Consider the following 19,795-nt stretch of genomic DNA (forward strand, 5'->3'; position numbering starts at 1 on the left):
GGTAGCGCTCCTAGCAGACGCCGCGCAACTTGCACACCTTGGCGGCCATCTTCTTGGCGTCCTTGGTCACCCGGCCGGGCTCGTACCCTCCCTCGGTGGTGGTGTAGATCATCAGTGCTTTGCCCTTGCGGGCGACGAGACCGCTGATCGTCGCGTTCACGCTGCCGTCCTGCCGGGTCTGGTAGCCCATGCCGATGGCCTCGTCCCCCACCTTGGCCTTGCTCGTCCGCCAATGGATCTTGAGTTCGGGCACCGAGGGGTCGCTCTTGCGTGCGCACTTGTTGGCCTCGGAGCGCAAAAAGGTGAACGCCGCGTGCGCGGCGCGGGAGCTCTTGTAGATGACGAGTTGTTCGGAGGAGTCGCTAGGGCCGCTGGTCCAGTGCGAAATCGTGCGGGCCGCCACCCGGTCGCGATCGACGGCGCTCCGGTGCACGCACGGGTTCAGCATCAATGGCTTGGTGAGTTTGTCGCTGATCTGGTAGCCCTGTTCGGCTGCCTCTTCCGGGCTCAAGTGCCTGCGCGCGTCGCGCTCAGTGAGCAGGAAGTTCTTCGGAATCTCGGTCACGATCGCGGGGGCGGACAGGGCCAGCAGCAAAGAGAGTGTCACACTGATCATGGGGAGTTAGACGCCATCAGGAACGACTTTGTTCGCATGAACACAGAACGCTCTGCAAAGTCTGCTTGAAGTGCTTGACCATCGCGGGCACCGCCCCGTCGTGAGCCTCCAGGCGGTAGCCGAACTCGGTCCGGATCTCCTCCAGTAGACGCTGCACCCCTGCCCGCCGGAGGCCTCGACGTCGGCGGCCACCTCCTCGGCGCTGTCCGGGTTGTTGCGATAGGTGATCGCCACCTGGGCGCCTTCGCGCCCGTAGGCGCGGGCGGTCGCGGCTCCTATCCCGGTCGACGCGCCGGAGATCAGGACCACGCGGCCGTTGAGATCTGTGTTCATGGTGCGTCCTCTCGTCTTCGCTACGGCGTCTCGGCGCGCACTCGGGTCGCCAGGGTGTGCACCGCGGCGAGCGCCGCCGCGTGGGAGGCCTCATGCTGCTCGCGGAACTGAGCGAGGAAGGGCATGACCGTGGCATGCGTGAGCTCGGCATGGACGAACTCCACGTCGTCCAATCCGAGCACGGAGAAGTAAGCGCGCAGGTAGGGCTCCTGGAAGTCGAACTGCTCGCGGGGCGTGCCCGGCCCGTAGCCCCCACCGCGCGCACTCAGCACCACGGCCGACTTTCCCTTGAGTGGCAGCCAGGGCAGGGTCACGCGGTCGATCCATGCCTTGAGCGCGGCAGGCACCGAGAAGTTGTACATCGGAACGCCCAAGAGCAGGACGTCTGCCGCGAGGAGTTTCTCCACCAGCGGGCGGGTGGCTGCCCAGCTCCTGGCCAGCTCGGGGGCGCTGGCGGCCACCTTGTCCATGGCCTCGATGTCGCGCACCCCGTTCACGGACGACTGGGTGGCGAGGTGGACACGGTCCTCGTCGATGGGCGGCACCGGGTCCGCCACCAGGTCGCGGTAGGTGTAGACCCCATCGGGATGGGTCGCCCGCCAGTCGGCCACGAAGGTCTTGCCGAGCCTGCGCGAGAACGAGTCGCTGCGTCCGCTGGCGTCCAGATGCAGAAGATGCGTCACAAGGCTGCCTCACATTCAAGATGATCTGGATTCGCAATCAATATAGAGCAAGATGGTTTAGAGTCAAGAACATCTTGGCTTGCTATCATGCGGTCCATGGCCATCTCTCCCGCACCCGAAGGCTCGCCCGGCAGCTGGTTGCACCAGGATCTGCATTGGCTGTTCGCGCGGCTGAAGCAAGGCCTGGCCACAGCGGAGACCGCGGCCGTGCGTGAGCACGGCATGACTCTGTGGGGCTACACGGTGTTGATGGCGATCGTTGAAGCCCCCGCCCGAACCCAGCTCGCCCTCGCCCAGGCCGTGTCGGTCGACAAGAGCAAGCTGGTCTTCATCCTCGACGAACTGGAAAGCGCCGGCCTGGTGCGCCGTCGGCCGGATCCCGCCGACCGCAGGGCGCGCATCATCGAGGTCACCTCCGAGGGGAGCCGTGCCCTCAAAGCCGCCCGCGGCGACATCGAGGCAATAGAGGACCAGCTCCTGGCCGACCTCACCCCCTCGGCTCGGACCGCTCTGAAGAGCGCGTTGCAAGATCTCGTCGGCGAGCCCATCGCGAGAGTCGAGGACGGACGGCCACACGAAACCGCCTGCGCGCCCGACCAAGCCTGACCACGCATTGGAGCCCACGGCGCCGGCGGCCAACCGCTCGATGCCGGAACTCCTATAGCTACGACCACCTTTCGCTAGCCGGGGGCGGGAAACAGGGCGCCTCCGCTGAGTCGGCCGCGTACCGTGGTCGCCGTGACGGTCCACGACGGGCTGGCGAACCTTCCCGCCGACAGCATCGACCCGGTGGCCGCGCTGGCAGGCGCCTGCCAGCACTTCGCCACCCACGTGCAACTGCTGGCCGACCAGCTCAGCCAGGTACCCCCTCAGCCACAACGACGCTCTGATCATCGACGATGCCGTGCAGCGTGCCTTCGGCGGCGCCGCGCGCAGCGCGGCGGGGTCGTCGTGATGCCGGGGGCCTGGCGGATCGCGCCGAGGACGGCGGCGGGCAGGGCGTCGGCTTCGACGAGGAGGGCCACCTGCTCGTGACGCAGGTTCACGTTACGCGCACGGCCGGAGATCACTGGCGGGCCGTGGTATCCGGGCTGGTCAGCGGGGGTATGTCGGGTACTGAAGGGGGCCTGGACCGGCCGGGAACGACCGGCCGGAAAGGCGCCGAGCGAAAGTGGCCAAGGGCGTCATGAGCGTGGCGGCCGCCACGGGTCGACGTGGCGCGGGAGGTACGGTGGTGACCTACTCGTTCAGGTTGTACGTGGTCGGACAGACACCGCGGTCGCTGACCGCGGTGTCGAATCTGCGGGTCCTGTGCGAGACCTATCTGCCCGGCTGCCATGAGATCGAGGTCATCGATGCCGCCGAAAGGCCGGATCTCGCGGAGAAGGAACGGGTGTTGGCCACCCCCACCGTGATCAGGATCACGCCGCTCCCGAGGTTCCGGGTCATCGGGGATCTGTCCGACCAAGACAAGGTCGCCGCTTTCCTCGACCTGCCCGACGTGGACAGATCGTCCCCCCAAGAGGGGGCACCATGACGGGCGGCGCCGCGATCGAGCGGACACCTACCGGTATCAGCGGCTTCGACGAGGTCGCCATCGGCGGGCTTCCCGCCGGCCGGTCCACGCTCGTGACCGGCACGACCGGCAGCGGGAAAACGCTGTTCGCCATGGAGTTCCTCGCCCGGGGCATCATGCGCTTCGGCGAACCAGGGGTATTCCTCGCCTTCGACGAGACGCCCGACGACATCCGCCGCAACGCCGGCTCCCTGGGCTTTGACATCGCGCGCTGGGAGGCCGAGGGAAAGTGGATGTTCGTCGACGCCTCGGCGGACACCGGTGAGGAGACGCTCACCGTCGGAACGTACGACCTCGGCGCGCTGATGGCCCGCGTCGATCGCGCCGTGCGCGAGGTCGGCGCCAAACGGCTCTCCTTGGATTCGCTCGGCGCGGTCTTCGTCCGCTTCCACGACCGCGAGCTCATTCGCCACGAGTTGCATCGGCTCGCCCGGGTCCTGGATTCGCTCGACGTCACCTCGGTCCTGACCACCGAACGCGACGACGAGTACGACCACGTTTCCCGGTATGGCGTCGAGGAGTTCGTCATGGACAATGTCTTGATCATGCGGAACGTCATGCGGAGTGAAAGACGGCGCCGGACGATCGAGATCGTCAAGTTCCGCGGCACCACGCACCGTACCGGGGAGTGGCTGTTCACCATCGACCCGAAAGACGGATTGGTCATCATTCCCCTCGCGTTCCTCGCCCCACGCGAGCATGCGTCGCGGGAGCGGGTCTCCACCGGCAACCTCGAACTGGACGCCATGGTGGGCGGCGGCATCTTCCGGGACGCGGTCGTCCTGCTCACCGGGCCGCTCGGCGCCGGAAAGACGCTGTCGGCCCTGCAGTTCGCGGATGCCGCGTTCCGGGCGGGCGAACGCTGCCTGTTCCACATCTTCGACGAGACTCGCGAGCAACTCAGCCGTGACGCCGCCGGCTGGGGTCTGGACCTGGACGTCATGGAGGCCTCGGGACTGCTCCAGGTCACCGCCGGGTATCCGGAAGTGGCCTCGGTGGAGGAGTATTTCCTCCGGATAAGCAGAGGCATCATGGACTTCGCGCCCGCCCGCCTCGTCGTCGACGGTCTCTCCGCCCTCGAGCGGAGGGCGACGCCACGCACGCTGCTCGATTTCGTGATCGCACTGGGCGGGGTCGTGCGGCAGCACGAGATCACGACCCTGTTCACCTGCGCGCCGACCGGCATGGGAATGTCGATGTTCACGGCGCCGATCACGGAGATCGCCAGCCTCACCGACGTCACGATCGTGCTGCGCTACATCGAGGGGGCGGCTGCGGTCCAGCGTGCCATCACCGTCCTGCAGACGCGGGGGTCGGCACATGACCACGCCATCCGCCAGGTCAGCATCGATAGCGCCGGCATGCACATCGGTGGCCCCTGCCCCGATGTCTTCCGCGTGCTCTCCGACACCGCCGTGCCGCCCCCCGATCCGCGGGGGCCGATCGACCCAGACCGCGGAACGGCCGAGGACTGGACGGAACCACCCGGATGAGGCCTGATGGGTGAGCCTCACGACGGCGGACGGAGGCCGGACACCGAACCGACACGACCCGCGAATTTCGAGCGCGACGCCGGGCAGATAGTCGTGTCGGCGTCGGCGGACGGGATCCTCGCGGTAGACGATCGCGGTGTGATCCGGATCTGCAACCCCTCCGCCGAGGAGCTGCTCGGCCGGCCAACGGGCGAACTCCTCGGCACCCCGTTCGGCTACCCGATCGTCGCCGGCGAGTCGACCGAGATCGACCTAGTGCTGCCCGACGGCCGGACGCGGGTGGTCGAGATGCGCGCCACCACCACGACGGTGGCAGGAGAACGCTTGCACGTCGCCGCGCTGCGCGACGTCACACTCCGGCGGCAGGCCGAACAACAGCTCGAAGCCGAACTCGAACGCCAGGGCTCGGTGATCGCCGTGGCGGCTCATGAGGTCCGCAACCCGCTGACGGGGATCGGCCAGCTGGTGGACATGCTGCGTGACCCCCGGGAGACGTTCACCGAGGAGGAGCGAGCCGACGTCCTCGGCCGCATCGCGTATCGCACGGCCCGTCTCCAGTCCCTGGTCAAGAAGCTCCTCACCGTGGCGAAGATCGACGCGAAGGTCTCGCGCGCCTATGTGGAGCCGGTGCCGGTGCTGGAGATGGTCCTCGAGCGACTGGCCGAGTTCGCCGACCGGCCCCGAGACGTGTACGTATCGTGCGATCCCGAAGTCCGGGTCCTGGCAGATCGCGGCGAGTTGTCGGAGATGATGGTCAACTACCTGGAGAACGCCTTCTCCTACGGAGCCCCACCGATCGAGATATATGTGGCCGAGCAGCCCGGCGGTGTGGAGATCAAGGTGTGCGACCATGGGCCCGGCGTGCCCGAGGAGTTCGTGCCGAGCCTGTTCGGGCGCTTCCGCCGTAGCCCGCATCGCGCACGAGAGACCGATGGCTCGGGGCTGGGGCTGTGGATCGTGCGCAGCCTCTCTCGGGCCAACGGCGGAGACGCCTACTTCGAACCGGGCGAGGAAGCAGGTGCTTGCTTTTGCCTCCTCCTACCCCAGGCACCACCGGCTTGAGCGTTCACCCACCTGGATCAAGGCTGGTCCCCTGCGCCCGCTGCGGTGAACGCCAGGGACGCGTTGTGGCCGCCGAAGCCGAAGGAGTTGGCCACCGCCGCCGCCCACCGGCCCTGGCGGGGCCGCCCGGTGACGATGTCGAGCTTCACCTCGGGATCGAGGTCGTCCAGGTTCAAGGTGGCGGGGATGACCCCGTCGCGGACGGCGAGGATCGTGGCGATGGCGCCCAACGCCCCGGCGGCCCCGCACAGGTGGCCGGTCATCGACTTGACGGCGGTGACCGTGGGATGGGTCCCCGGGGTCTTTGGCCTCGGCGCTGATGTCGGTCAGCGTCCGCTCACCGACCACGGGATACAGGGCCTTGCGAACGATCTCCTCCGGCAGCTCCAGCGCCGCCGTCGCGAGCTTCACCAAGATCCCGTTCTTGCCCTGCACCCGCCGGAACTCGGCGTTGAGCTCTCCCTCGACCTTCTTCTCCGCCCGCACACTGAATCTTGTACACGAGCTGGATCAGCAGCTCCACCAACTGCACGACGAGCCGGCCGGGGCGCAGCCATGAGGGATTCTGCCGCAGCTCGCGGGCGACGCGGGCCTCGATGCCCGGGGAGAGCCGGGGCGACTTGATCTCCAGCAGCAGGCCGATCCGGCTTCCGTCCATCGCGCGCAGCGTTTCCGCGAGCGTGGGCACCCGTTCACCGCTGTATCTCCGGGCGAACCAGGAGCCCGCGTCCAGCTTCTGGATCTCGGCGAGGGTGAGGTCGCCGACCCGCCAGGGCGCCCGGTCCGGAAAGACCCTTGCGACGTTGGTGGTACGGGTGAGCGTCTTGTCGTGCATGACGACCAACTGGTGGTCCTTGGTCTCCCGGATGTCGAGCTCGGACATGTCGGCATGCTGCTGTTCCGCCAGCTTGAAGGCGGCGATGGTGTTCTCCGGGGCCTGCGCGGACGCCCCCCCGGTGAGCGACATTGGTGATCGTGGACGTCAATGCGGCGGTCGCAGTGGGCACGGCCGCTGTCAGGGCCACCAGCGTGGTCGTGATGGTGAGGCCGAGTCGTCGCAACATGGGTCTCCTCAGGCTTAGGCAGACACCTTCGCCCCAAATCTGACATTTATCCGCGACGAGTAGTTGATGCATGAGTAACCCATGAATGCCGCATAAATGAGGATTTGATCCGCGACTGGACATCGGGAACCGCCCTGGCACAGCCAGTAGGTACCGGACACTCGCTCCTGGGTAAGGGTGAGCATCCGCCAAGCGCCCCGACGAGGTAGCTGACCAATGCCTAGGCGTCCCCTCCGGTGACCTGCGCTGCAGTCGGGATTAACGAGGATTTCACCTGGCTGAACGGCTCCTTTCGCCTTCACGGTCAAGCCCCCAGGCAGGCGACGCACCAGTTCAGCGGGCCACGAGCACGTACGTGCGGCAGCATTCGAGGTCAACAGCCCTGTACGAGTTTTGGCACATCACAGGCAGGCCTGGCTGTGACAGCACACCCCTCCCACACTCATCACGTGGGGCCGCGACGACCTGTTCTTCCCCGAACCCGGCGCCCACGCCTACCTGCACGACCTCCCCGACGCCGAAATACACATCTTCGACACCGGCCACTTCGCCCTGGAGGAGTACCTCCCCGACATCGCCCCGCTGGTCGCCGGTTCCTCGACCGCGCCTGGAAGCCCGCCACCGAAGCGGCCGGCCCTGAGCGCACCACCACGACTGAGCCCCGGCCCCCGCGCTCAGGCTCTCAGCAGTAACCGCCAGGAACTCGAGAATCGGCGTCTCTGCCTGGTCGAGCGGTCGTGACCGGCGTTCTCACGCCGGTCACGACACGCCGTCTCCGCCGACGGGCCAACCTCCCGGCGATCAGCCTCCGTGCTCGAAAGGAATCGCCAGGACTCGGTGGGGGGAAATGCCGCGCTGGAGGATGCGCGGCACCGCCTGGTCAGGAACGGGTCAGGGTGAAGCGCCCGCTCCCACTCTTCTGGATCACTATCACGGCGTAGGTGCCGGTCACGCCCGGCGTCACGGTGAGGCGTTCGGCCATGCCCGGCCCCTTGCCGAAGGCGCCCTTCGCGTCGGATCTCGGCCTCGCCCACTTGGCGGAGTTGGGCGCCATCGTGAAGACGTCGAGGTCCTGGCCATCCAGCGGGGTGACGGTGAAACTCACCGGAGTGTTCGCGGTGAGGTCCGCCGTGCGGATCTCGACGACGTCGGCCGACTCCATGGACAGCTGAGTGGAGGTTCGCGGCGCGAGCGAGCCCTCCGACTCGGCGAACTCGACGAGGTAGGACTCCGCGGCGACAGGCCCCAGGGCCCAGGCCACGTGGCTCCGTGGACCGGACGCGGCGTCGACGGCGATGAAGTCCGGCTGATCACTGCTGGGCAGTCTGCTCGAAACGTTCTCCGCGCTCTTCTCGGACTTGAACATTGTCAGGTTGACGTCGTTGGCCGGATTCCCCACGGGAAGCGCGGCCACCACCGACCAGGTGGGCCGTGTGGTGGTGATGGAGTAGGAACTGTTCGGACGGTTGAGCTCGACCCTGTCAAGCAGCGGTTCGTAGAACACGTCGTCGATGGTGTTCTGGTAGAGGCTGGCCAGCACGTTCGACTTCCCTCCCGGCGTGGGCACCGCCGCCAACAGACCGTTCTTGAACTCCCCGACGGTGTTCGGCTTCGTCGCAGTGACAACGGAGACGATCTTTTCCGGGCCCTCCGAGGACAGGTCCCAGTAGATCTCGTTCCTCGGGTCATCGTCGGCGATGTCCATCAACGCGCCGACCACCCGGCCCTCGACTTCGGGTCCCTCGATCCCCGTCCACCCGGGACTGTTCCATGTGGGGCTCTCCAGGTCGACCGACGGGTCCAACGGCCCCCAGCGGTAGTGGGTCTCCCCGTATGTCTGAATCGCCACCCAGTCGGCCCACCCCTCCGTCCAGGCGCACCCCTCCGAGGTCGTCTTCTCAAGCCAGTGGTTGGCACAGGAGGGACTCGGCGGGTACACGTCGGCGTAGACGTAGTCCATGATGAAGTGGCCGAGCTCGTGGGCCACGGCCATGTTCTCGAGCTGATGCTGCGCGCTCAGGCGGATGGTGTCGCTGCTGGGACTGTACTTGGGGGCAGGGATCACGACGTAGGGGGCCCACATGATGACCGCCCGGCGGCAGGGTGAAGCGCCGGCGACCCAGCAGCCTCCGGGGTTCCCTGCCCAGCCGGTGTACGCCTTCCAGGTGGCGTGCGCGGCCGCGAAGATCCGGAACCAGCCCTCGGCCTCGCTTCCGGGCGCGGAAAGGTAATTGATGACCGTGTTCCTGGTGCCCGCCTCGACATCGGGAGTTACCGGCGTCTGGAACGAGTAGGTGACCATGGTCGTCGGATCCCCGACCGCCCAGTAGTCGTTGTAGGCGTGGCCGACCACGTAAACGTCCTGACCGCCGACTTCGCTGGTATCGCTTCCGTCGAAGCACAACTCGTAGTCGCCCTGGTCGTCCGTCAGGCCGGAGGCCAGGATCTCGTCCTCATCCGCGTCGTCCTTGTCAAAGGCGTTCACCCCGATCTGGGGCACACCCTGGATGGCGCCACCGACCGTCAGGTGCGTGATCCTGCCCCGCACGCAGGTGTCCGGGTCCGCCGCGACCGCTTCCGCACGCGGAGGGGCGGTGGCCGCGGGTCGTGCCCTGCCGAAGAAGGACGTCTCCTTCCCGACGGTGACGTAGGCCAGCGCCTCGCTGCCCGGGCCGGGCCGCCCGTCGGTGACGTGGACGTTGACGGCGGCCGGGCCCGGCTCGGTGGCCAGCACCGTGCCGACGTACCTCGCCTGCTCGTTCTTCCGCATCGGGCCGGTACGGCTCGCGCGGTCTAGGCGGCTGCGTCCGATCGTCGCGGGGCCCCGGCTCATCCCATCAGGCGGGCTCACCCAACGCAGGTTTCCGGGCAGGTCGGTCACCACCCGCACGTCAGCCGCCTTCTCCTTGGCGGTGACCGTGACGGTCAGCGTGGCGGTCTGCCCCACGGCCGGGGCCCGGTCGAGGACCGCGGTGACGGCGAAGCAGTCACCGGGCACGCACCGCTCCGCGGCGGCGCGGCCGGACTCGGTCTCCGCCTGGGCAGCCACCTCTCCGGTGGAAAGGCCGGTGGCCAACAACACCACCATCAATAAACGACGCAACATTGACGATTTCCCTTCTAGGGCGCGCAGGCCACGGGCGAGTCGAAGTGTCCAGGTGAGGTTGGGTACGGCGGGCCGCTGTCGTGTTCCGGGATCGCCAGCTCCCGCACGCCCGAGGCGTCGCCCAAGCTTCGGCCTGCGCCGGAGCCCCAGACCACCTTGGCCAGGAAGTCGAGCATCGCCGGGGAGTGCTCGCGGACGATGTTGTGCCCGCCGTTGGCCGGGCCGCAGTGGGTGAAAAGGTTGAAGTTCCCGTTCCAGTCGATCATCTTGTCGCCGGGGTTGGGCCCGTTGGCGGTGCGGTCGCCCTGCAGCACGTCCCGGCCCTCGCCGCCGTACTGCCAGTCGACGCCCTGGTGGTGCTGGTCGTCGGTGGTGGAGGCGTTGTCCTTGTCCGTCATCCGGTGCCACAGGCAGGGGTCCACGACGGTGGTGAGGGTGCCTTCCGGCATGCGGCCCGGGGCGCAGTCGCCCGGGTAGGAACCGCGCGGGTTGTAGTCGAGCAGGTCTGCCCCGGCGCCGCCGAAAACGTGGTCGACGAAGCGGTCATCGGTGCCCCGCGCGGCCGGGTCGAACACGCCGCCGGGCCGGCAGTCGGCGGTCGCGGCGTCCAGGACGGGGTCGCAGCCCTTGCCTCCCCAGATCACGTCCGCGCCGTCGTCGCCGAAGACCTCGTCGCCGCCGCTGTCGCCGTTGATCAGGTCGTCACCGGCGCCGCCGTGCAGGCTGTCGCGTCCCGGCCCGCCCCGCATGCGGTCGTCGCCGCCCTTCGCGAAGCCGTCGTGCGGCAGGGCCGCGCTCACCCAGGTGTCGCCGTCCGCGTCGTGCAGCAGGTCCGTACGGCGGTCGTAGGAACCGAGCAGGAAGCCGCGGTAGGTCTCCTTGGGCGGGGACTTGAGGGTGACGGTGAAGCCGAGGCGCTGGGCGTCCCCCGCGTCGATCCGCTCGTTCACCACGCCGCCGCGGTCGCCCAGCATGGCGTCGTCGCCTTCGCCGCCGTACATCTCGTCGTCGCCGAGCTCACCGAACAGGTCGTCGTTGCCTGCTCCGCCGTACAGGCGGTCGTCGCCGTCCTGACCCCACAGCCCGTCGTCGCCGGCGTCGCCGTAGAGGCGGTCGGCGCCGAAGGCGCCTTCCGGCTCGCAGGTCGCCTGGGCCTGGGTGCAGAACCGGGTGGAGTCGCCGGGCAGCGCCGGGTCGTGCGTACGGCTGCGCGTGGCGTCGGCGGGCGCTTGCCCCGCGCCGTAGCGCTCGGTGTAGACCCGCTCGCTGTTTCCGACCAGGGTGCGGACGAGCGAGCCGTTGTCGCCGAGCAGCACGTCGGCCCCTCCGCCGCCCTCGATCGCGTCGCCCTTGTCGTCCGCGCCCGGCTGGGACGAGCCGCCGATCAGATCGTCCTGGCCGGGCGTGGCGTCCTCGCCCTCCAGTTCCGCCTGCCCGCTGGCGACCCCCTTCCAGCCGGGGTCGCCGAGCGGCTCGCTGGTGGTCTGGGCGGACTTGGCCGACAGCGGGAGATCGCCGCGGATCTGGTCGGCGCCGCTGCCGCCCTCGGCGTAGTCACCCTGGCCGCCGCCGGAGATGTAGTCGTCGCCGCCCTGTCCCCACAGCACGTCCACTCCCGAGCCGCCGGAGATACGGTCCTCGCCCGAGCCGCCGCCCAGCAGCGTGACGGCCCGTGGAGTCATCGGCTTGCCGGCCGAGCCCAGGCGGACGGTCGCCCGGGCAGGGCCGCCCGACAGCCTCACCTGACCGTTGTCGCCCAGGACGACGTCGTCGCCGGGTCCGCCGAAGAGCGCGTCGGCGGCGTCGTCCGCCGCGACGTGCGATCCGCCGACCACGTCGTCGTCGCCCTGGTCGCCCTCGACCCAGTCGACGCCCGGGCCGCCCTCGGCGTAGTCGTCGCCCTCCTGGCCGCGCAGCCGGTCGGCACCGCCCTGCCCGAAGATCGCGTCGTTGCCCGCGCCGCCGTCGGCGACGTCCGCGCCGGAGCCGCCCGAGAGCAGCTCCACCCGGTGCGTGTGGAGCTGGCCGGACCGTACGGCGACCGGGGTGGCCGTGCCGGACGTGCTCAGGACGGCGTTGTCACCGGCGATCACGTCCGGTCCGTCACCACCCAGCAGAGTGTCGCCCGCGTCCGGGTGCGGCCCGGATCCGCCGCCGACGAGTTCGTCCTCACCGGCCTCGCCCGACACCTGGTCGGCCCCGTTGCCGCCTTCCAGGTGGTCGTCGCCGGCGTCTCCGTGCACCTCGTCGTCCCCGATCCCGCCGAAGGCGGTGTCGGCGTCGTCCCCGCCGTGGATCACGTCCGGACCGCCGGCCTCCTCCGGCGTTCCGTCCAGGTCGAAGGAACCGGTGGCGTCGCCGTTGTCACCGACCAGCCGGTCGGCTCCGGCGTCGCCGTACAGGGTGTCGGCGCCGTCGGTCTTCCCCGCGGTACGGCTTCCGCCGACGACCAGGTCGTCGCCGGAGCCACCGAAGAGGGTGTCCTCGCCGGCTTCGCCCACGACCGAGTCGTCGCCCGCTCCGCCGTACAGGGTGTCGTCGCCCGTGCCACCGGCCACCTCGTCGGCTCCGTCGTCGCCGTAGGCGGTGTCGTCACCGGAGCCGCCGCTGACGAAGTCGTCGTCCGCTCCGCCGTACAGGGTGTCGTCGCCCCGTTCGCCGCAGACACGGTCCTGACCGCCGCCGGCCTCGACCCGGTCGGCTCCCCCACCGGCCGAGACGGTGTCCTTGCCGGAGCCGCCGAGCACCAGGTCGCGGCCGTCGCCGTCCGCGACGGCCTCCTCGCAGGGTTCTTCACGCCACCGGTCGCCGAAGATGGTGGCGCCGCCGTCGCCGCCCACGAGGTGGTCGTCGCCGTCGCCGCCGACCAGCAGCTTCGCCGAGGGCTGCACACCCGCGGGCAGCGGCAGGTGCCGCACCAACCGGGCCGGGCCGTAGTCGTCACGGCCTTCCGCCTCGCCGACGTCGGACGGCTCGGCGATCACCCAGTCGTCGCCGGGGCCGCCGAAGATCTCGTCCTTGCCGTAGCCGCCCGCGAGGACGTCCTCGCCGCCGCCGCCGAAGACGCGCCCGGTCTCGCCGGGAAGGGAGCGTCCGGCGACCAGATCGACGGCCTGGCTGCCGTACACCTTGTCGTCGCCCGCGCCGGTGTCGACGTAGTTCGGCCCCGAGTCGGCCGGTCCCGACGCGTCGGGACCGAACTCCTCCTGCGGTCCGGTGTAGATCTCGTCGGCGGCGGAACCGCCGGTGAGGATGTCGGCACCGGGCCCGCCGACCAGCAGGCTCGGCTGGGCGCGGAAGCGGGGCGACGGGTCGGTGGCGGCCAGCGGGCTGTCGGAGGCCACGCCGATGGTGTCGTTCCCGCCGTTGCCCCACAGCCGGTTGCGGCCGAGTCCGGCGGCGATCCGGTCGTCGCCGTCGTCCGGGCCGTCCGCCGGCGCGCCGGGCAGGCCCTCGGCGTTCCAGTCGGCGACCTCGACCGTGCCGACCCTCCGGCTGCCGGGGTTGAGGTGGCCGTCACCGGATACCCAGCCGCCCGCGCCGCCTACGGTCAGGTAGTCGTCGCCGGGGCCACCGGCCACGATGGCGACCGAAGTGCCCTGCTCGTCGTACTGGTCGACGCTGGTGATCTGGTCGTTGCCCTTACCGCCGTCCACCACGTTGCTTCCTGCGCCGGCCAGGATCAGGTCGTCGCCGTCGCCGCCGAAGGCGACGATCTTCCGATCGAACGGATACGGCGTGCCGGAGCCGTCGGCGTACCCCTGGAAGACGAGCCGGATGCTGCCCTTGGCGGCGCGGCCGTCGGCCAGCACCCGGTCCAGGCCCGCCGCACGGTGCTCCTCGCGGACGCCGAGCGCGCTCACCACGAACCCCTCGTCGCCGGGGAGCTGGCTGACCGTCCACTGTTCGGCGGCGTCGCTCGGCTTGGCGGTGCTGCCGCCCCTGGCCCCGCGCATCGCGCCGACGTGCAGCACCAGCGCGCTGCCGCTGTCCGTGGCGAGCTTGGGCGGGGCCTCATCGCACTTCGGCCGGACCGAGAAGTCGAGCAGCGTGGCCTCGACGATCGTCCAGTCGTAACGCTTCTTGAAGATGGAGACCCCGAGCTCCACCCATGCCTTGAGATAGACCCTGAGCTTGCCGTCCATCACGAACAGGCACATCGGGTTACGCAGCAGGACCCCGGCGAACTCGTAGAACCTGAACTTGCCGTCGTTGGTCGGATCGGCCCAGGTCATCGAGATGCCCAGGGAGATTCCTCCGCTCACGCCCCCCTTGATGAGCAACAGGTCCACCGCCGCTCCGGCCTCCAGACGGCCGGACAGGGTGATCGCCGGTAGTGGGCGGCCTCGCTCGTCGGTGGTCTTCAGGTACAGGCTGTCGAGGACCTGGAGATCGACCTGGCCCTGCTCGATCGCCTTGCGGATGCCGTACGTGTCGAAGCCCGCCTTGATCCGCGCCTCGACCCCGGCCGTGCCGGAGATGACCACCATGATGGGGGGCGGCGCGTAGACCGGGCCGAAGGACTGGCTGTAGGTGAAGCCCAGGCGCAGCGGGCCGGAGTCGAACTCGACGAGCTCGACGTCCTTGCCCATGAGCAGGCTGAAGATCGACCGGCCGGCATTGCCGAGCACGGGGAAGCTGAAGCCCGCCTTCGCCGACTGCTGCATGGGCCCCTGCTCCTGCGCGGCCTTCGCGGCATTGCCCTTGTCACACGTCCTGGCGCCCTGGTCGAGCGCCGCGAACAGGTCCTCCGTCGCGGGAGCCATGTCCGTGATCAGCGAGTCGGCCACGTCCGGCGAGTTCTGCGTGGTGAGCGCCTTGTCGCCGGCCACGGAGAAGCCACCGATAGGGATGTGCAGCTCGCCGCGGCAGTCGGGCAGGGCGGAGACCACCTTGGTGATCTCGACCACCCGCTCGATGAACTGCGTCGTACTGTTTCCGCCCAGCGTGTTGAACTTCTTGGCGATCGTCATCAGGTTCACGTCGCCGCCGCCCGCGGACCGGCTCAGATCCGAGAGCACCGGGATGGGCGCGTAGAGCTGGTCGATCACCGGGCGCACGGGGTCGGTGACCCGCTTGACCTGCGTCACCACCGGACCAAGGACGGTGCGGAAGAAGTCGCCGGCCTCCAGGTTCACGTTCGTGAAGGCGATGGACAGGTCGTCGGGGTCAGGGCCGCCGGCCTTGGTGAGGTCCCAGGCCAGGTGGAAGTCGCCGAACAGCCCCGGGAACATCGGGGAACCGGGCGTCACGGTGAAGCGCCAGTCGACGGCGGCGTTGGCGTGCAGCGAGGTCTCCACCAGGTCCCCGGCGTCGGCGAGCTGCTGGAGCCCGATCCGGCCGACCGGCTTGAGCCCGACGGTGAACGTGCCCGCGAACAAGTCGGGAGACTTCGGTGCGCGGTTCTTCAGGGTGACGTCGAGGATGGCCAGCTTGGCGTTGATCTCCTCCGGTAGCGACACGTTCACGCCGAGGTTGGCCCGCGGCCGGTTGTCGGAAGTGGCGTCGATGTAGAAGCCGCTGGTCCGGTCCAGGCCCACCGTGGCCTTGACCTGCCAGCCGGCCTCGGCCCGTACGCCCTTGCCCGAGCCCTGGCGCAACGCGAGGCCGGGGATCCCGATGTCCAGCTGCCGTTCCAGGCCCACGCAGCTTTCGACGCAGCCCTGCTGAGGGTCGACGACGCCCTTGCCGATGTCGATCGTGAATTTGATGCCGGTCAGCTCGGTGCCCTTCGCGGCGTCACAGGCGGTGGGGTCGGTGGGCTCCGGCACCTGCACGCAGGTGATCAGCGGTTGCACACCGGGGCCGACCTTGGGGGCCAGCTCGGCGTTGTACCAGTCGCGCAGGTTCTTGCCGGTGGGCACCCGGCCGCCGTTCGGCAGCTTGGCGACCGCCACCTTGATCTCCTGGCGCTTGGCGCCGACGAAGTCCGCACCCTGCTGCAGGTCGTGGCCGACCAGGGGCAACCTGCCGCCGTAGGAGGCGGTGCGCATGCCGGTCTCCAACGCGGTCAGGTAACGGTCGATGCCGTCGCCCAGGTTGGTCCAGTCCAGCTCCAGCCCCGCGGGCAGCGTGGAGAAGTCGAAGGCGGGCAGCTCCAGCCGGTCGATGTCGCCGGGCAGCTTCGTGGTCAGATCGAACATCTCGGCCAGCGGAGCGACCCTGGGCAGTCGCAGGATGAGCGCGTGCTTGCCGTCCGCGGTGATCGGGCGGCCGTTGAGGTAGGCGGGCAGCACAGCGCACAACGCCAGGTCGGTCTCGTCGCGCAGGGGGTCGCGGTCGCAGGTGACCGACTCGCTCGTCTCGTTGAGCGACACGCCGAGCCCGGCGAAGAAGTCGGCCGGAGGTACGGCCTCCTGCGACTCGCCGTCCTCGCCGTCGTAGCGGAGGCTCACGCCGTACGCGAGCCTGGCCTGCATCGGGTCGTCGCCGGCCTTACCGACGGAGACGGGCAGCGGGCCGATGTTCGCCTTGATGGTGCCGTCGAGCCGCGCGCTCGTCTCCAGGTCGAGGCTGGAGTCGGTCTCGACGAGCAGGTCGCGGGCGAGATCGAAGTCGCGCTTGAGGGCCATGCGCAGGCCCAGCCGTACCTGGCCGTTGACGGCGGCGTCGAGGGTGCCCGAGCCGGAGGCGGCGACCAGGCTGCGCTCTCCGAAGGAGAAGCGCAACGGCTCCTTCAACGCCGCCTTCTTGTCGTACGCCAGCGAGAGCCGCAGCCCGCCGTCCTCGTAGGCGACGCGGACCTGACCGCCCAGCGACTTGTTCAGCTCGGCCACCAGCGCCTGCACGGTGTCCGGTGGGGCCGCGGTCAGCCGGTCGATCGCGTCCCTGAGCGGCGAGCGGAGCGCGTAGGCGGCGCCCGGCTCGGGAAGGGCCTGGCCGAACTTCGCGGTGAACGCCATCGTGTGCTCGCCGCACACGGCCCCGACGACCATCAGGCGGGTGCCGATGATCACGCCGCGGCCGAGGTACGACGGGGTGAACGTGCGCGAGGGGTCAGTGACGAAACCGTTCTCGCTCCCGCAGGCGCCGTCGCCGTACACGACACCGGGGCCCGAGCCCATCTCCTCGGCGGCGACCAGGTCGGAGACCGAGCGGCCGAGGAGCGGCAGCTTCGCGGTCATCGCCTCGCCGACCGGCCCGCTGCCCTTGACCTGGTCCAGGTACGTGGCCAGCGCGCCGAGCGATTTGAGCAGCGTGCCGAACAGCGCCCGCGGGTTGTCGGGGTCGAAGGCGAAGCCCTTGACCTTGCCGATCTGGTCGAAGCCGCGGAAGACCAGCGAGCCCGGCTTTCCGACGTCCGGCATCTCCACGTCGCCGGTGACCCTGCCGCCGAAGAAGTCCGCGATCCCGGGCACGCCCACGTTCACCCTCGCCCGGGCGGTGGCATCCACCTGAGAGGTGAGGATCTGGGCGGGATCGCTGGCCAGACGCTCGAACAGCCGCGTCAGCGATACGTCCCCGACGTCCTTGAGCGTGACCTTCACCATGTCGCCGTCGGCTGCGCTGGTCATGGAGAGGTCTCCGGTGAGCTGCACGCCCAGGTAGCCGACGACGGCGTTGAGGTTGATCGGGCTCGTGATCGACAGACTCGCGCCGAACAGGTCGCCACCGGTACGCAGCATGATCCGGTCGGCGGCCCGGGGCAGCTCGGTGACCACGGTCGAGCTGCCATCCGGATTGGTGTGCCGGTAGGGGCATGCCTTCTGCTGGCCGTCCGGCCGGGTGGCGCACGCCTGCCCGGTAGCGGGGTCGCTGAGGTCGAGCACGACCGTGGCGGTGGCGTGGTAGCCGCGCATCACCCCGGCGACCGAGGTGGCCGCGTTCGCCTGGTCGAGGCCCGCGCGGGCCTTGAAGGTGTCGCCGAAGGACACCTGGCCGATCATCGGGTCGGCGGCGGCGATCCGGTACGGCGCCCCGGCCGTCGGCACTCCTGCGCGCCACCCGTCTTCGGCGAGGGTGACGGTGTCGGCGGTGTTGTCCACCACCATGCCGGTCGACGCGCCCGCGGTGACCATACGCCCGGCGAACTCGCCCGGCGTCCACTTCTGGCCGCTGTGCCTGAGCGTCTTGGCCGTGTAGGTGACACCGGTGCCCGCACCGCTGCTGACCTGTCCGGCCGGGTTGAGCGGCTCGGGGATGGGGTTGACCGAGCGGTCGACGACGAGAGTGAAGGCGATCTTCTTGGTGGCGTCGTCGTAACCCGCGCCGACGACCTTGATGATCGCGCCACCGGGCAGGTCGCGCGCCCTGCCGAGCGCGGCGAACAGGTCCTGGATCGAGGTGAAGGTGGGCTGGCCGGTGTTCCGGTCGACGCTGTCGGCGACGAACTTGTCGATGGCTTCTGAGATGCGCACCGCGTCGGCCAGGGAACCCCGCATGAACGGTAGGTCCAGGTTGCCCTGGTCTGCCCAGCGGGCCCGCTGTACGGCGGTGATCGCACCGGACAGATGCGCCAGCCCGTCGAGCAGGTCTTTCGGCGTGAGTGTCTGGAAGCGACCGAGCCGGTCCAGGTCGGGCTGGCTCACGCTCACCTGCGGCCCGCCCGTCGCGAGGTCCGGCCAGGTCACGTCGATGGTCGCGGTGGCGCCTTCAACTTGGGCGCCGGCGAACGGCTGGGCCTTGACCTCCAGCCTGGCGTTGGCCGAGCCCTTCCGGGAGAAGGTGAACAGTCCGGCCGCCGCGCCCTCCGCTCCCAGCTCGCGCAGGTCCAGCCTGCCGTCGCCGTCCGGGTCGGAGGCGGCGGAGGTGATCGTGGAGGTGAAGGAGAGTGACGACCCGGCTGACAGGTCGACGCCGAGGATGCCGAGGGCGGCCGTGGGCTTGGCTCCCGCCACCAGCCGTCCGTCCGCCTGCACCGTCACCACGGCGTCCTTGCCCAGCCACGCGGACCCGGTGGCGGGGTCGTAGGCGAAGGGGAGCTTCGCGACAAGCTTGAGCGTGACGTCCACTCCCCCGGAGGTCGCCAGCGAGACCCTGGGCTGGGTGCTGCTGACGGAGAGCGGCCTGTTGGCGACCGTACGGGTGACCTCCAGCGTCAGGTCCAGGCGCCTGACCGCGCCCACAGTGCTCGCCTTCGCCAGCAGCCGACCGGTACGCGGGCCCGGGAGCGGATACTCGTCCTGAAGGTCGGACAGGCTGGCGAGATCCTTGAGCTTGTCATACACCGCCACGTCGAACAGGTCGCCCATGCCCAGGCCGTCCGCACCGCCGGGCACCAGGCCGACGAGAGGCACCTGCTCCCCCATCGGACCAAGCGTGGCCATGCCCTTGCTGACGGCGGCGAAGCGCTCGACCGCGGTAAGGAGCGCGGCGGTCTCCGCATCCCGTTGCGTCGCCGCCACGGCGACCCGCGGTAGGGCTGTGACCAGACCTGCCAGCATCCCCAGCACGCACATGATGCTGACCAATCGTTGCCTCACCACGAGACCCCCCGAGACCGAAAGACGGCATGCGAGGGATATGTCTAGTGATGGGGCCTAAAGAAGAACTTGTGGAGCCTTCCAAGAACCGGCTCGTCCGCTTAGGTCCGACTTAAGCCTCGCGACGGCTTCGGCGCTAGCACGCGGTCAGGCCCGTTTCGACGATCATGGTATCGAGGCCGACTGGTGCCTGGTGGCACTCGACGAGAACCCTGAAGGAGCGATCGTGGAGGCGCTGACCGCAAAGACTACGTCTGCGTGGTGATCGGGGGCGGCATCCGCAAACACGAGCCGTTGCTCGAATTCTTCGAGAAGGTGGTCAACCTGGTCCGGCAGCACGCGCCCGACGCCGCCATCGCCTTCAACAGCAGCCCCGAGGACTGCGTCGACGCAGCTCTGCGGTGGCTGCGCTAGGTGTACTGATCACGGACGTTGGTGAC

Annotated in this window: 12 protein-coding genes and 1 pseudogene; 6 read left to right on the forward strand and 7 right to left on the reverse strand. The window is 69.4% G+C overall.

Going from position 1 to position 19,795, the window contains the following annotated elements:
* Nucleotides 1-10: 10 nt before the first annotated feature.
* Genes ACOZ38_RS28155 through ACOZ38_RS28165 form a run of 3 tightly spaced genes read right to left on the reverse strand, consistent with a single transcriptional unit; the run spans nt 11 to nt 1,632 of the window.
* Complete coding sequence (locus ACOZ38_RS28155) at nt 11-607, reverse strand: hypothetical protein (protein WP_424534175.1); 597 nt, start codon at nt 605-607, stop codon at nt 11-13.
* Nucleotides 608-622: 15 nt separating this feature from the next.
* Entirely contained in the window at nt 623-949 is a 327-nt protein-coding gene (locus tag ACOZ38_RS28160; RefSeq protein ID WP_424534176.1) for an SDR family NAD(P)-dependent oxidoreductase, read from the reverse strand.
* Nucleotides 950-969: 20 nt separating this feature from the next.
* Nucleotides 970-1,632 carry an FMN-dependent NADH-azoreductase gene (locus ACOZ38_RS28165; RefSeq protein ID WP_424534177.1) on the reverse strand — a complete coding sequence of 221 codons (663 nt, stop codon included), beginning with the start codon at nt 1,630-1,632 and terminating at the stop codon, nt 970-972.
* A gap of 96 nt (nt 1,633-1,728) precedes the next feature.
* On the opposite strand from ACOZ38_RS28165, the gene ACOZ38_RS28170 reads away from it, so the two are divergent.
* From ACOZ38_RS28170 to ACOZ38_RS28190, 5 genes are all read left to right on the forward strand, one after another.
* On the forward strand, nt 1,729-2,238 hold the full coding sequence (locus tag ACOZ38_RS28170; RefSeq protein ID WP_424534178.1) for a MarR family winged helix-turn-helix transcriptional regulator: 510 nt from the start codon (nt 1,729-1,731) through the stop codon (nt 2,236-2,238).
* A 132-nt stretch (nt 2,239-2,370) separates the two neighbouring features.
* Nucleotides 2,371-2,667 (forward strand): hypothetical protein, encoded by a 297-nt coding sequence (locus ACOZ38_RS28175; RefSeq protein WP_424534179.1) that lies wholly within the window; start codon nt 2,371-2,373, stop codon nt 2,665-2,667.
* A gap of 199 nt (nt 2,668-2,866) precedes the next feature.
* Complete coding sequence (locus ACOZ38_RS28180; protein ID WP_424534180.1) at nt 2,867-3,169, forward strand: circadian clock KaiB family protein; 303 nt, start codon at nt 2,867-2,869, stop codon at nt 3,167-3,169.
* Nucleotides 3,166-4,701 (forward strand): circadian clock protein KaiC, encoded by a 1,536-nt coding sequence (kaiC, locus tag ACOZ38_RS28185; RefSeq protein WP_424534181.1) that lies wholly within the window; start codon nt 3,166-3,168, stop codon nt 4,699-4,701. The genes ACOZ38_RS28180 and kaiC overlap by 4 nt, the downstream gene beginning before the upstream one ends.
* 6 nt (nt 4,702-4,707) lie before the next feature.
* Entirely contained in the window at nt 4,708-5,763 is a 1,056-nt protein-coding gene (locus tag ACOZ38_RS28190; protein ID WP_424534182.1) for an ATP-binding protein, read from the forward strand.
* A gap of 17 nt (nt 5,764-5,780) precedes the next feature.
* Here ACOZ38_RS28190 and ACOZ38_RS28195 read toward each other — a convergent pair.
* The 4 genes and pseudogenes from ACOZ38_RS28195 to ACOZ38_RS28210 form a co-directional block, all read right to left on the reverse strand.
* A pseudogene (locus ACOZ38_RS28195) lies at nt 5,781-6,047 on the reverse strand (beta-ketoacyl-ACP synthase); the annotation flags it as partial.
* Between the two features lie 53 nt (nt 6,048-6,100).
* Nucleotides 6,101-6,730 (reverse strand): glycerophosphodiester phosphodiesterase family protein, encoded by a 630-nt coding sequence (locus ACOZ38_RS28200; RefSeq protein ID WP_424534183.1) that lies wholly within the window; start codon nt 6,728-6,730, stop codon nt 6,101-6,103.
* 977 nt (nt 6,731-7,707) lie between these two features.
* Complete coding sequence (locus ACOZ38_RS28205) at nt 7,708-9,915, reverse strand: hypothetical protein (RefSeq protein WP_424534184.1); 2,208 nt, start codon at nt 9,913-9,915, stop codon at nt 7,708-7,710.
* Nucleotides 9,916-9,947: 32 nt separating this feature from the next.
* Nucleotides 9,948-19,316: a calcium-binding protein gene (locus ACOZ38_RS28210; protein WP_424537096.1), complete on the reverse strand. Its 9,369-nt coding sequence runs from the start codon at nt 19,314-19,316 to the stop codon at nt 9,948-9,950.
* Nucleotides 19,317-19,613: 297 nt separating this feature from the next.
* Here ACOZ38_RS28210 and ACOZ38_RS28215 point away from each other — a divergent pair, with 297 nt between their 5' ends.
* Nucleotides 19,614-19,769, forward strand: coding sequence for a hypothetical protein (locus ACOZ38_RS28215; RefSeq protein WP_424534185.1), 156 nt, complete (start codon nt 19,614-19,616; stop codon nt 19,767-19,769).
* The last annotated feature ends 26 nt before the right edge of the window (nt 19,770-19,795 follow it).

The sequence above is a fragment of the Sphaerisporangium viridialbum genome, assembly GCF_049674955.1.
Taxonomy (GTDB): Bacteria; Actinomycetota; Actinomycetes; order Streptosporangiales; family Streptosporangiaceae; genus Sphaerisporangium; species Sphaerisporangium viridialbum.

Excerpts from the sequence above, each read along its gene's own strand:
- ACOZ38_RS28160 (WP_424534176.1), bottom strand. The coding sequence starts at position 949 with ATGAACACAGATCTCAACGGCCGCGTGGTCCTGATCTCCGGCGCGTCG.
- ACOZ38_RS28170 (WP_424534178.1), top strand. The coding sequence starts at position 1,729 with ATGGCCATCTCTCCCGCACCCGAAGGCTCGCCCGGCAGCTGGTTGCAC.
- kaiC (WP_424534181.1), top strand. The coding sequence starts at position 3,166 with ATGACGGGCGGCGCCGCGATCGAGCGGACACCTACCGGTATCAGCGGC.
- ACOZ38_RS28190 (WP_424534182.1), top strand. The coding sequence starts at position 4,708 with ATGGGTGAGCCTCACGACGGCGGACGGAGGCCGGACACCGAACCGACA.
- ACOZ38_RS28200 (WP_424534183.1), bottom strand. The coding sequence starts at position 6,730 with ATGTCGCTCACCGGGGGGGCGTCCGCGCAGGCCCCGGAGAACACCATC.
- ACOZ38_RS28205 (WP_424534184.1), bottom strand. The coding sequence starts at position 9,915 with ATGGTGGTGTTGTTGGCCACCGGCCTTTCCACCGGAGAGGTGGCTGCC.
- ACOZ38_RS28210 (WP_424537096.1), bottom strand. The coding sequence starts at position 19,316 with ATGCTGGCAGGTCTGGTCACAGCCCTACCGCGGGTCGCCGTGGCGGCG.